The sequence below is a fragment of the Rhizohabitans arisaemae genome (genome assembly GCF_025996515.1).
GTDB lineage: Bacteria > Actinomycetota > Actinomycetes > Streptosporangiales > Streptosporangiaceae > Rhizohabitans > Rhizohabitans arisaemae.
This window is the reverse complement of record NZ_BLRH01000034.1, coordinates 1,479,058-1,491,478: the sequence shown is the minus strand read 5'-3', so window position 1 is coordinate 1,491,478 and position 12,421 is coordinate 1,479,058. Positions and strand designations below refer to the sequence as shown.

10 protein-coding genes are annotated in these 12,421 nt (G+C 72.2%); 8 read left to right on the top strand and 2 right to left on the bottom strand.

What is annotated here, in order from left to right; translation table 11 throughout:
* Window positions 1-478 precede the first annotated feature (478 nt).
* Complete coding sequence (locus RUR_RS22200) at window positions 479-1,828, bottom strand: SWIM zinc finger family protein (protein WP_283137034.1); 1,350 nt, start codon at window positions 1,826-1,828, stop codon at window positions 479-481.
* Window positions 1,829-2,146: 318 nt separating this feature from the next.
* Between RUR_RS22200 and kynU the strand changes: the two genes are divergently transcribed.
* Window positions 2,147-3,397 carry a kynureninase gene (gene kynU / locus RUR_RS22195; RefSeq protein WP_283137033.1) on the top strand — a complete coding sequence of 417 codons (1,251 nt, stop codon included), beginning with the start codon at window positions 2,147-2,149 and terminating at the stop codon, window positions 3,395-3,397.
* Between the two features lie 203 nt (window positions 3,398-3,600).
* Here the strand turns inward: kynU and RUR_RS22190 are convergent, their stop codons facing one another.
* Window positions 3,601-4,059 carry a MarR family winged helix-turn-helix transcriptional regulator gene (locus tag RUR_RS22190; protein WP_283137032.1) on the bottom strand — a complete coding sequence of 153 codons (459 nt, stop codon included), beginning with the start codon at window positions 4,057-4,059 and terminating at the stop codon, window positions 3,601-3,603.
* Between the two features lie 76 nt (window positions 4,060-4,135).
* On the opposite strand from RUR_RS22190, the gene RUR_RS22185 reads away from it, so the two are divergent.
* The 7 genes from RUR_RS22185 (at window position 4,136) to RUR_RS22155 (ending at window position 12,369) form a co-directional block, all read left to right on the top strand.
* Window positions 4,136-5,107, top strand: coding sequence for a saccharopine dehydrogenase NADP-binding domain-containing protein (locus tag RUR_RS22185; RefSeq protein WP_283137031.1), 972 nt, complete (start codon window positions 4,136-4,138; stop codon window positions 5,105-5,107).
* A 72-nt stretch (window positions 5,108-5,179) separates the two neighbouring features.
* A complete protein-coding gene (locus RUR_RS22180) occupies window positions 5,180-6,463 on the top strand; it encodes an SWIM zinc finger family protein (protein WP_283137030.1) in 1,284 nt (427 codons plus the stop codon).
* Entirely contained in the window at window positions 6,460-6,645 is a 186-nt protein-coding gene (locus RUR_RS22175; protein WP_283137029.1) for a hypothetical protein, read from the top strand. Before RUR_RS22180 ends, RUR_RS22175 begins: the two co-directional genes overlap by 4 nt.
* On the top strand, window positions 6,642-8,012 hold the full coding sequence (locus tag RUR_RS22170) for a DUF5691 domain-containing protein (protein WP_283137028.1): 1,371 nt from the start codon (window positions 6,642-6,644) through the stop codon (window positions 8,010-8,012). Before RUR_RS22175 ends, RUR_RS22170 begins: the two co-directional genes overlap by 4 nt.
* Window positions 8,009-9,073: an ATP-binding protein gene (locus RUR_RS22165; protein ID WP_283137027.1), complete on the top strand. Its 1,065-nt coding sequence runs from the start codon at window positions 8,009-8,011 to the stop codon at window positions 9,071-9,073. The genes RUR_RS22170 and RUR_RS22165 overlap by 4 nt, the downstream gene beginning before the upstream one ends.
* Window positions 9,066-11,219: a DUF5682 family protein gene (locus RUR_RS22160; RefSeq protein ID WP_283137026.1), complete on the top strand. Its 2,154-nt coding sequence runs from the start codon at window positions 9,066-9,068 to the stop codon at window positions 11,217-11,219. Before RUR_RS22165 ends, RUR_RS22160 begins: the two co-directional genes overlap by 8 nt.
* Window positions 11,212-12,369: a vWA domain-containing protein gene (locus tag RUR_RS22155; protein ID WP_283137025.1), complete on the top strand. Its 1,158-nt coding sequence runs from the start codon at window positions 11,212-11,214 to the stop codon at window positions 12,367-12,369. Before RUR_RS22160 ends, RUR_RS22155 begins: the two co-directional genes overlap by 8 nt.
* Window positions 12,370-12,421: the final 52 nt, after the last annotated feature.

Sequence of the window (12,421 nt, the reverse complement as noted above, 5' to 3'; positions counted from 1 at the left end):
TTTTTGGTGTCTACGTCAGATGGTGATCCATCTGTGACCGGACGCAGGAAACCGGACAGGTTGCCCCGAAAGTTGCTAAATTTCAGGGCATTACCATGTGGAGGCATGGCAATATCGGACGAATGGGTGGTCTCGCGGGGGATTGCCGGGGGCCGGTCCGTCGGTGAGGTGAGAGAACACTCCCATGCGACCCCGACATTTCCTACGGATCCGGAATGTCATTGGTTACTGGGATTCATAGGTGTGTACGGCCCGGTGGCGTGCGGATCGGACCGATCGGACGGCCGCGGGAGGAGAGCAGGCGCAGCCCGTACGAGACATAGATCGGGGTCATGGCCGGGTCTGCAGCGGAGTGGTGGTCAACCCCTTGCCGCGTTGAGCCCGCGAAGTGCCACCAAGCGGGCTTTCCTCCCATGAGGGGAGAACCGGATGAGTCGCTGCCGGAGTTGCTTACGGTCCTCCGCCGGCTCGTCGGAGCTCACTGCAAAACCCCTTCGCGGTCCCCGGAGCGCACGATCTTGGCGGCGAGCACGTGCTTGCACGGGCCGCGGGAGCCTCGGTGGTCGAACCACCACGGGCAGGTGCAGGAGCCGTCGCCGAGCCGTACCGTCTTGATCTCCCCGCCCGACTCGACCTCGGCCACGTCGTCCTCGGTGAACCGGACCGCGCCCGCCTCCGCCAGCCCCCGCGCCGAGCGGAGTCGCGGATTGAGCAGTGCCACGTGATTGCGGTCGTAGGGAAGCTCGCGGTGGAAGTGGCCCGCCTCGGCCAGGTCGTATCCCACCTTGCCCGCGGTGCCGAGCTGGGTGAGCGCGGCGCGGACCCGGGAGACGGGGAGCCCGGAGCGGTCGGCGAGCAGGCCGATCTCCACGGTCGGCTCGAAGTTGAGCAGGGCGCCGATCAGGTCGGCGTCGTCGGCCGCCTCGTCGGTGGCGAGGTCCTCCAGGACACCGCCCTCCCCGGAGAAGCCTCGCCAGGTCTCCGGCGAAACCACCAGGGTGTACCGCATTCCAGGCAGCTCCAGCTCCCATGCGCAGGACTGTGGCTCGTCGCCGCCGGTCGCCGCGGGGCCGTACATCTTCAGGGACCGGGCGAACCGCAGCAACGGCAGCATCGTCGCGAGCCGCCCGGAGCCCGACAATCTCACCCCACCGGGACGTGCGGCGTCGGACGCGCGCAGTTCACGGCCCTGCTGCGTGACCCAGACGTCGGCCCGGTTGCCTTTGGGCAGGCCGCGCAGGAACCGCACGGCCAGTGGCCCGGCCACCTCCCCGCGCAGGTCGAGCCCGGCGGCGATCAGCTGTACCTCGGAGAATCCGCGCAGCCAGCGGGCGGGCAACGGCACCTTCTTCTCCACGATGCTGCCGTCCAGCGTGGTCACGGTGAGCGCGTCCGCGCCGACGCCGAGGTGGAGCGGGTCCCGGCTGCCGACCCGGGCGAGCGCCTCCCGCAGCGGCCCGTTGACGTCGACGTTGGTGGTGCCCCGGTCGACCACCTCGCCGTCGAGGGAGCCCTCCAGCACGTCCAGGCGGGAGTACACCCCGCCGCAGGCGGAGAAGGACTCGAACCGCAGCCGGTCGCCGTTGCAGGTCACCACCGGGTCGCGCATGTAGCCGGGCCGCGGCTTGTGGTAGCGGGCGAGCGCCACGTCGGCGACGGCGAGCAGGCTCGCGGCGGCGGGTGCGGCCTGGGTGAGCAGGCCGCTGAAGAAGCGCGGATGCGCCTGGAACCCGGTGGTGGTGATCCCTCCGGAGGTGGCGAGCCCGAGATGTCCGTCGGTCAGCGTGGAGGGACCGGCGTAGCTGTAGGTCTGCGTCGCGCTTGTCATGTGCCGGGACGTTAGAAGAAACCACCGACACTTCGCGAATCATGGCGAGTCACATTTTGTACGGCGTGCGGCCGGCCTGCCGGAGGCCGTACCCGATCTCGGGGTTGGGACGGATGCGAGGTACGGCGTTTACCGGGCCGCCGGTCGTGCGTGCCGGAGACGCGCGCTTCGGGAAGCAGGTCCGCCGGAGCCTCCCGCCCGGTCCGCGTTCCACGGTACGGGACGGACAGGCAGGTGGGGCCATGGAATCGGATGGAGGGCTGAAATAGTGTTATCAGGGATGATTCCCGAGATACCGACCAGGGGAGATCGACGCAGATGAGCCTGACCCGCGCCCGGTGCGAGGCCTTGGACGCCGCGGATCCCCTTGCGGGACTCCGTGACGAGTTCGTCCTGCCACACGGGATGATCTACCTCACCGGGAACTCGCTCGGCGCCCTCCCCAAGGCGGCCTCGGCCAGGATCACCCACATGGTCGAGGAGGAGTGGGGCCAAGGCCTCACCAAGAGCTGGAACGACGCGGGCTGGTTCGTGCTCCCGCGCACCATGGGAAACCGGATCGCCCCGCTCATCGGCGCGGGCCAGGGTGAGGTGGTCGTCGCCGACACCACCTCGGTCAACGTGTTCAAGGTCGTCGTCGCCGCCATGCGCATGCGCCCCGGGCGCAAGACCGTCGTCATCGACCGGACCAACTTCCCCACCGACAACTACATGGTCGAAGGGGCCGTCGCCGCGTTCGGCACCTACAAGCTCCGCGACCTCTCCGAGTACGGTTCGGCCGACTCCGCGGCGGGTTTCGCCTTCGACGACGACGTCGCCGTGGTCCTGGTCTCCGAGGTCGACTACCGGACCGGTCGGCGCTACGACATGGACGCCCTCACCGAGCGGGCACACGCCTCCGGCGCGCTGATCGTCTGGGACCTCTGCCACAGCGCCGGAGTCGTCCCCATCGACCTGAACGGCTGCGACGCCGACTTCGCGGTGGGCTGTACCTACAAGTACCTCAACGGCGGCCCGGGCTCACCCGCGTTCATCTTCGCCGCCACCCGCCACCACGACGCGGTCGACCAGCCGCTCCCCGGCTGGTACTCACACGCCGAACCGTTCGCCATGGAACCCGGCTACCGGCCCACCGGCGGCATCGTCCGGTTCCTCACCAGCACCCCGCACGTGATCTCCTACGGCGGCCTCGCCGCGAGCCTGGACATCTTCGACAAGGTCGACCTCGCCGAAGTCCGGGCCAAGAGCGTGGCGCTGACCTCCCTCTTCATCGACCTGGTGGAAGAGCGGTGCGCGCAGTACGGGCTGAGCCTGGCCTCCCCGAGAGCACCCAGCGACCGCGGCAGCCAGGTCTCGTTCCGGCACGAGAACGCCTACGCGATCACCCGGGCTCTGAGCGCCCGAGGCGTCCAAGGTGACTTCCGCGCCCCCGACATCGCCAGGTTCGGGCTCGCCCCGCTCTACCTTCGCCACGTCGACGTCTACGACGCGGCCGAGATCCTCGGCGACATCATGTCCACCGGCACCTGGCAGTCCCCGGAGTACCAGGCCCGCCTCACCGTCACCTGACGTCTTCCAGGAGCCGTCACCAATGGGTCCCCGCCGGGGTTGGCGGTGCGGCTCCGGCGTCTCAGCGGTACCGGGAGAGCCATTGCGGTCCGAGCAGGTTCTCCCCACACCGCAGTAACTCAATCCTGTGGCACTTCCCGCGTCGCTTGATCTTCATCTTGGCGAGCTCCCGGGTCTCGATGGTGGATGGCGGCTAAGGCTCGTCATGTCCCTGCAGATTCGGGGCCCGCGGTGTGGAGGGCGCGGGTGAGGGCGGGGAGGGCGAGGGAGAGGGCTTCGCGTTCGGCGGGGGTGAGGCCGGCGATGACCTTGGTGTGCCGGTCGCGGAGGTGGTGTTCGATCTCCCGGCTGACCGCGCGTCCCTCCTCGGTGAGGGTGAGGCGGTGGTAGCGGCGGTTGGCGGGGTCGCGTTCCCGGGTGAGCCAGCCGCGGCGTTCCAGCCCGGCGGCGAGGCGGCTGACGCTGCTTTTCTCCAGCTTGAGGCAGGCGACGATGTGCTGCTGGGACACGGGCCCGCAGCGGCCGAGTTCGAGGAGCGCCCATCCTTCGGACAGTGAGACCGATCGGCCGGGGAGCATCGAGTCGGGTCGCTGGACGCCGAGTTCGACCAGCAGGTCGACCAGAAGGGTTTCCAGGTCGCCGGGTTTCAGGTCGCTCGTCACAGACCCCTCCATAGTTGCAACTTGCAACTCTTAGCTCTACAGTCTGAGTTGCAGCTTACAACTCTTGGGGGTCGTCATGTCGGTGCTGGTGCTCGGCGGCTACGGGGCCACGGGCCGGGAAACGGCGCACAGCCTGCGCGAACTCGGTGCCGACGTCGTGGCCGCAGGCCGTGACGAGGCCAAACTCGCCGAACTCTGCGGGACCACTCTGCGGCTCGACCTGAACGACGTCGAGGCGGTACGGCGGGCCGCCGCCGAGGCCGAGGTGGTCGTCAACTGCGCGGGGTGGGAGGATCCGGAGCTGGTCTCGGCGGTGACCGACGCGGGCGCCGCGTTCGTGGAGATCAGCGCCACCTCGCGGTATCTCGCCGACCTCGGCCGCAGAACCTATGCGCGCCCCGTGGTGACGGACGTCGGGATCGCGCCCGGGCTGACCAATCTCCTCGCCCTGGACGTTCACGACGGCAGCCCCCTCGACATCGTTGTCCAGCTCGGGGTGGGGGAAGCACACGGCTACGCCGGCCGCAAGTGGACCTACAACCTGCTCGGTCATGATTATCCGGACACCACCGGAGCGGGCCGGACCGTTCGCGCCTACACCGGGAGCAGGAAGGTACGCCTGACCCCGGAGCTGGGCGTCCGCCGCGCCTACCGCGTCGACTTTCCCGAGCAGCACGTGCTCACCGCCGAGCTCGGCGTCCCGGTGACCTCGCGGTTCTGCCTCGACTCCGCGGCGAGCGGAGCACTGTTCTCGCTGCTGACCCGGATCCCCGGATCCAGGTCCCTGGTCACCTTCGCCGACAGGTTCCTGCCCGCGAGCCTGCCCGGCTCCGACGCCTGGTCGATCACGGTCGAGTCCCGGCGCGGCGCCCGGATCCAGGTCACGGGCAACGGGCAGTCCCGCGCCACCGCGGCCGTGACCGCGCAGGTCGCCCGGCGGCTCACCCGGACCGAGACCCCTGCCGGGCTGCACCGCATCCACCACTTGTTCACCCTCGCCGACTTCCCCTTCACCACGCATCGCGAGGGCGCCGTCTCCCGCCGTTGAATCGCTTGGAGCCTTGAATCCGCCGCGATCCGAGGCCCCGGATTTGTCGGTGAGGGCCGCTAGCTTTCCCCCGTGATCGAACGATGGAGTCGTGATCGAGTTCTGGGGCTCGCCCCCGACGCCGCCGCACAGGCGGCCGGGCGCAAGCTCGCCGTCATCGGCACATGGTCCGGGGCGGGTCGGCGCGACCTGGCGCTCTGGGGGGAGTGCCGGGGGAGCGGCGCGAAGCCGTACCTCGCCTGTGTGGATCTGGGCGAGCCCGCCTACAGGTGTTCGTGTCCGAGCCGGAAGTTCCCCTGCAAGCATGTGCTCGGCCTGCTGCTCCTCTGGTCGCAGGGGGAGGTCGCCGAGGCGTCGGAGGTCGTCCCGTGGGTGGAGACCTGGCTGGACGGGCGGCGGGAGCGGGTGGCCAAGCAGTCCGGGCGCGCCGCCGCCAAGACCGGGAAAGGTGAGGGCGGGCAGCGGGAGACCAGGGTGGTCGCGGGGCTGCGCGAGCTCGACCTGTGGCTGTGCGATCAGGTCCGGCACGGACTGACCGCGGCGGGGCGGACGCCCGGCACGCATGGGGAGGACATCGCCAAGCGCATGATCGACGCCCAGGCGCCGGGGGTCGCGGCGCGGCTGAACCGGATGACCGACCTCGTCCGCGCGGGGGACGGCTGGCCGGGGCGGCTGCTGGAGGAGTACGCGCTGCTGCACCTGCTCGCGGTCGGATACCCGCGGGCCGCCGAACTTCCCGAGGCGCTGCGTCACACGATCAGGGCGCATGTGGGGTTCACCGTGGAGCGGGCGGAGGTGCTGGCCCGTCCGCACATCCGGGATCGATGGCAGGTGCTCGGTTCCCGGGACGAGCAGGAGGATCGGCTGATCCGGCGCCGGGTGTGGCTGCGCGGGACGGAGACCGGGCGGACCGCGCTGGTGCTGTCCTTCGCCCCCCAGGGGCAGGCGCTCGACGCCTCGCTGGTCACCGGGACGACCGTCGACGCCGACCTCGCCTTCTATCCGGGGCGGCCGGAACTGCGGGCCGTGGTCGCCGGACGGCACGGCGGCGGAACCTGCGGTGAGCCGCAGGGAGGCACCGTCGAGGCGGCGTTGCGGGCGCTGGCCGCCGCGCTCGCCGACGACCCGTGGCTCGACCCGTGGCCGATGCTGCTCTCCGAGGTCGTCCCCGTGGCGAAAGACGGGTGGTGGATCGCGGACGCCAAGGGGGACGCGCTGCCGCTGCGCGGATCGGACCACTGGCGGCTGCTCGCCCACTCCGGCGGACACCCGGTGACCGTGCTGGGCGAGTGGACGCCCCGCGGCCTGATCCCGCTGACCGGCTGGGACGACGAAGGACAGGTGATCGTGCTGTGAGCGTCTGCGTGCTGACCGAGGTCTCGGACGAAACGGCCGGACACCTGACACCGCTCGATCCGGACGGGTACGGCGATCTGTCACTGAACGATCGGGCCTGGGAGCTGCTGCGCCGTCTGGGCTGGCCGAGCGCGGAAGGCGAGCCGGGCTGGGGAGGCGAGAGGCGGGTGACGATGCGGTGAACGACGCGCGGAGCTGGGAGGACCTGGTGTCGGCGGCGCTGCTCGGCACCGAGCGGAAGCCGGACGGCGCGGATGGCCCGGACGATCCGGCGGCCGGGCTGCTCCACCGGGCGGCGGCGCTGACCGTCGCCGGAAGGGCGGGCCGGCTGCCGTCCCGGGTCACGCCGCCGGTCCCGGCGGAGCCGGAGGAGTGTCCGCGGGCCGGACGCGAGGCCGCGGATCGGCTCGCCAGGATCCTCGCCGGCCAGCAGCAGCGGGTGCTGCCCGAGTGGCTCGACCTCGCCGCGCGGCGGCGGCTGCGTGCACCCGGGCATCTCCTGCCCGAACTGCTCGACCGGGGGAGGAACGACAGGTCGCTCCGGGAGCCGATCGCCGTGGTGGCGGGGCGACGCGGCAGGTGGCTCGCCGGACACAACCCCCACTGGGCGTATCTGCTGCGCGAGCGGTCGGGGGGCGTCGAGACGTGGGAGCTGGGCGCCCCCGGGGAGCGGCTCTCCTATCTGGAACGGCTGCGCGGACGGGATCCGGCGGCGGCGCGGGAGACGCTGCGGGCGTCGTGGCGGCAGGAGACGCCCGACGATCGGGCGTTGTTCACGGCCGCGTTGGCGGAGGGCCTGTCCGCGGCGGACGAACCGTTCCTGGAGGAGGTGCTGGAGGACCGGCGGCGGGAGGTCCGCGTCGCGGCGGCGAATCTGCTCGTGCGCATCCCCGGTTCCCGGTACGGGCGGCGGATGGCCGACCGGCTGGGGCCGAGGCTGCGCGACGGCGGGCTGATCGTCGACTCGCCGCCCGGGTGCGACGCGGCGATGGAGCGGGACGGGGTGTGGCTGCGGCGCGGGGCGACCCGTTCGGAGCTGCTGGAACAGCTGGTCGGCAAGACGCCCCTGGGCATGTGGGCGGATCGGGTGGGCGCCCCGCCACAGGAGATCGTCGAGCTCAACCGGGACAGGCATGTGCGGGCCGGTTGGGTCCGGGCGGCGATCTCGCAGCGGGACGCGGTGTGGGCGGGCGCCCTGCTCGACGGGGAGCCCGACGGTGATCTGCTCGCCGTCCTGCCCGCGGGACCTCGCGCCCGGCGGGCCGCCAAGATCGTGAGGGCCTGGGAGCCGAACGGCGCGTTGATCACGTTGCTGGGCGCCGTTCCGGCGCCGTGGTCGGGCCCGCTCGCCCTGGCCGTACTCGCCAAGATCGAGGAGACGTCCCGGTCCTGGTACGTGGACGAACTCTGCCGGCTCGCCGCGCTCCGGCTCGACCCCGGATTCCACCCGGCGGCCGGTCGCCTTTCGGCCGACCCGCCGCCGTCGATCGAAGAACTCGTCGGGACCCTGCGTTTCCGCAGTGACATGAGATCGGAGTTTTCCCCGTGACCGCCGTACTCAGGCCACACGCCGAACAGCAGTACTCCGCGGAGCTGGCCGCGCTCGCCGCCGCCGACGACCGGCCGCGACCGCCGGGCTGGAAGCTCTCCCCGTGGGCGGTGACGACCTACATCCTCGGCGACGGCAAGAAGATCACCCCCAAGTACATCGGGTCGCGGCGCCTGATCGAGGTGGCCGTCGCCACACTCGCCACCGATCGCGCCCTGCTCCTGCTCGGTGTGCCCGGTACGGCCAAGACGTGGCTGTCCGAGCACCTGGCCGCCGCGATCTCCGGCGACTCGACGCTCCTGGTCCAGGGGACCGCGGGCACCGCGGAGGAGGCGGTCCGCTACGGCTGGAACTACGCCCGCCTGCTGGCGGAGGGGCCGTCCCGCGCGGCGCTCACCCCGAGCCCGGTGATGCGGGCGATGTCGGAGGGCCGGATCGCCCGGATCGAGGAGCTCACCCGGATGCCGTCCGACGTCCAGGACGCCCTCATCACCGTGCTGTCGGAGAAGACCCTGCCCATCCCCGAACTCGGCGAGGAGGTCCAGGCGGCCAAGGGTTTCACGGTCATCGCCACCGCCAACGACCGGGATCGGGGCGTCAACGAGCTGTCCGGCGCGCTCCGGCGCAGGTTCAACACCGTGGTCCTCCCCGTGCCGGGCACCCCGGAGGAGGAGGTGGAGATCGTCCGCAGGCGGGTGGCCCAGCTCGGCCGGGCGCTGGAACTCCCGGACCCGCCGAGCGGCCTGGACGAGATCCGTCGTGTGGTGACCGTCTTCCGGGAGTTGCGTCAGGGCATGACCGCCGACGGCCGTACCAAACTCAAGTCGCCCAGCGGGACGCTCAGCACGGCCGAGGCGATCTCGGTGGTGGCCGGGGGCATCGCGCTCGCCACCCATTTCGGCGACGGGGTGCTCCGCCCCGCGGACCTGGCGGCGGGGATCCTCGGCGCCGTCGTGCAGGATCCGGTGAGCGACCGGGTGGTGTGGCAGGAGTACCTGGAGGCGGTTGTCCGGGAACGAGCGGATTGGCGGGACTTCTACCGGGCGTGCAGGGATGTCTGACCTTGTCCTCGGCGTCCGGCACCACGGGCCCGGTTCGGCGCGGGCGGTCGTCCGGGCGCTGACGCAGTACCGCCCGGACGTCCTCCTCGTCGAAGGGCCGCCGGAGGCCGACGAGCTGGTCGGGCTCGCCGCCGACGCGGAGATGGAACCCCCGGTCGCGCTGCTCGCCCATGTGGCGGCCGAGCCGGCGAGAGCCGCCTTCTGGCCGTTCGCCGTCTTCTCCCCGGAATGGCAGGCGATCAGGTACGCGCTCCGCCACGGGATCCCCGTGCGCTTCTGCGACCTGCCCGCCGCTTACGGCCTCGCCGAACCGGAGGAGGACGACCCGGACACGGGCCGGTACGACCCGCTGGGGACGCTCGCCCGGACCGCCGGATACGACGACGTGGAACGCTGGTGGGAGGACGTCGTCGAACATCGGGGCGACAGCCCGTTCGACGCGGTCGCCGAGGCCATGGCCGAACTCCGCCGCGGCGAACCGGCCCGGGGGAGGGAGGCGCGGCGGGAGGCGTACATGCGCCGGGTGCTCCGGCGGACCCGGCGCGAGGGGTTCGAGCGGATCGCGGTGGCCTGCGGCGCCTGGCACGTCCCCGCGCTACGGGAGCGCCCACCGGTCGCGGAGGACGACCGGCTCCTGCGCAACCTGCCGAAGGTCAAGGTGGCGACCACCTGGGTGCCGTGGACCCACGGCCGGCTCTCCGTGCGGAGCGGGTACGGCGCCGGCGTCTCCTCGCCCGGCTGGTACCACCATCTGTTCACGGCGCCGGACAGCCCCGCCGAACGGTGGCTCACCGAGGCCGCGGGCGTCCTGCGGGAGGAGGGGCTGCAGGTCTCCTCGGCCCACGTCATCGAGGCGGTACGGCTGGCGGGCACCCTCGCCGCGCTGCGGGACCGGCCGATGCCCGGGCTGGGCGAGCTCACCGAGGCGGTCCGGGCGGTCCTGTGCGACGGCGAGGAGCTCCCGCTCGACCTGGTCCGGCGGCGCCTGGTCGTCGGGGAGCGGCTGGGCCGGGTGCCCGCGTCCACCCCGATGGTGCCGCTCCAGCGCGACCTGCGGGAGGAGCTGCGCCGGCTCCGGCTCCGCCCGGCCGCGACCGCCGCCGACCTCGACCTGGACCTGCGCAAGCCGCTCGACCTGGAGCGAAGCCGACTCCTGCACCGGCTCGGCCTGATCGGCATCGGCTGGGGGACCCTGCGGGAGGCGGGCGGCAAGGGCACCTTCCGCGAACGGTGGACCCTGTTGTGGCGGCCCGAACTGGACGTGGAACTGATCGAGGCGAGCGTGCTCGGCACGACGATCCGCGGTGCCGCGACCGGCAAGGCGGCCGGTGTGGCGGCGCAGCCGGAGGCGACGCTCGCCGACCTCACCTCGGTGGCCGAGTCCTGCCTGCTCGCCGACGTTCAGGAGGCGTTGCCTCAGGTGGTGGCGGCGATCGGTGCCCGGGCCGCGCTGGACGCCGAGGTCACCCACCTGATGGCGGCGCTTCCGGCCCTGGCTCGGGCCTGCCGCTACGGCGACGTCCGCGGCACCTCGGGCGAGGCGCTGCGCACCGTGGTCGACCAGCTCGTCGTCCGGATCTGTGTGGGTCTGCCCGCGGCGGTGGGCGGCCTGGACGACGACGCGGCCCGTGAGCTCATCCGCTACGTCGACCTGGTTCACCCGGCGGTCTCCTTGCTCGGTGCGGGCCGGGAGCGCTGGCGGGCGACCCTGCTCCGCGTGCTGGGCCGCCGCGACCTGCCCGGGCTGATCGACGGGCGGCTCACCCGGCTCCTCCTCGACGAGGGGGGCATGGGCCATGAGGACGCGGGGCTGCGGATGGCCCTCTCGGTGACCGTGCACGAACCCGCCCGGGCCGCGGCGTGGGTGGAGGGGTTCCTCTCCGGCGGGGTCGTGCTCCTCATCCACGACGAGTCGCTGCTGACGCTGATCGACACCTGGGTGGCCGGACTCACCCCCGAGGCCTTCGTCGAGGTGCTGCCGCTGCTCCGGCGGACCTTCGGCGCCTTCGAACCGACGGAACGCCGGGCGCTGGGGGATCGGGTGCGCGGCACGCGGGCCCCCGGACCGGAGGCGGAGATCGACCCCGCCCGGGCGGCGGCCGCCGTACGGACCGTCGAGCTGATTCTGGGGAGGGCACATGGATGAGCGGATGCGGCGCTGGCGGCTGATCCTCGGCGGCGCCGGCGCCGAAGGGGTCACGCTGTCGGCGGACGACGCCCGGATGGACGGGTGCCTGGCGGCGCTCTACGACGACCCCGGTTCCGGCCGGGGGGAGGGGACCCGGCGATCGGCGGGGCTGGGGGCGTCCGCGCCCAAGGTGGCCCGGTGGCTCGGCGACATCCGCGAGCACTTCCCCGCCACGGTCGTCCAGGTCATGCAGCAGGACGCGATCGACCGGCTCAACCTGACGGGTCTGCTGCTGGAGCCGGAACTGCTGGAGGCGGTGGAGCCGGACGTGCACCTGGTCGGCACGCTGCTGTCGCTGAACAAGGTCATGCCGGACCGGGCGCGGGAGTCGGCCAGAGTGGTGATCCGCAAGGTGACGGACGACCTGGAGCGGCGGCTCGCTCAGCGCACCCGGGCCGCCGTCGCGGGCGCGCTGGACCGTTCGGCGCGCACGCGGCGGCCGCGGCGGCACGCCGACATCGACTGGGATCGGACGATCCGGGCGAACCTCAAGCACTATCAGCCCGAGCACCGGACGGTCGTCCCCGATCGCCTGATCGGCTTCGCCCGGCGGCACCGGGCGGTCCGGCGCGAGGTCGTGCTCTGTCTCGACCAGAGCGGCTCGATGGCGGCGTCCGTGGTCTACGCGAGTGTGTTCGGCGCGGTTCTGGCGTCCATGCGCTCGCTGAAGACCTCCCTCGTCGTCTTCGACACGGCCGTCGTCGACCTCACCGCCGAGCTGCACGACCCGGTCGAGCTGCTCTTCGGCACCCAGCTCGGCGGGGGTACCGACATCAACCGGGCGATCGCCTACTGCCAGGACCTGATCACCCGCCCGGCGGACTCGATCTTTGTGCTGATCAGTGACCTCTACGAGGGCGGGGTACGGGAGCAGATGCTCCGCAGGGTCGCCGCCATGACCGCCTCCGGGGTCCAGGTGCTCGTGCTGCTCGCCCTCTCCGACGAGGGCGCGCCCGCCTACGACCGGGAGAACGCCGCCGCGCTCGCGGCCCTAGGCGTCCCCGCCTTCGCCTGCACGCCCGACGTCTTCCCCGCGCTCATGGCCGAGGCGATCGAACGCCGCGACATCGGCGCCTGGGCCGAGCGCACCCTCGCCCCGGACCGGTGAGCGGGGGGTGCCGGGGACGGTGCTGCGCCCGGATAGTGGGTCGATGGCCGGA

What these genes read in the sequence shown, in the direction of transcription:
- RUR_RS22200 (WP_283137034.1), bottom strand. Translation starts at nt 1,828, where the DNA reads ATGACAAGCGCGACGCAGACCTACAGCTACGCCGGTCCCTCCACGCTG.
- kynU (WP_283137033.1), top strand. Translation starts at nt 2,147, where the DNA reads ATGAGCCTGACCCGCGCCCGGTGCGAGGCCTTGGACGCCGCGGATCCC.
- RUR_RS22185 (WP_283137031.1), top strand. Translation starts at nt 4,136, where the DNA reads ATGTCGGTGCTGGTGCTCGGCGGCTACGGGGCCACGGGCCGGGAAACG.
- RUR_RS22160 (WP_283137026.1), top strand. Translation starts at nt 9,066, where the DNA reads ATGTCTGACCTTGTCCTCGGCGTCCGGCACCACGGGCCCGGTTCGGCG.
- RUR_RS22155 (WP_283137025.1), top strand. Translation starts at nt 11,212, where the DNA reads ATGGATGAGCGGATGCGGCGCTGGCGGCTGATCCTCGGCGGCGCCGGC.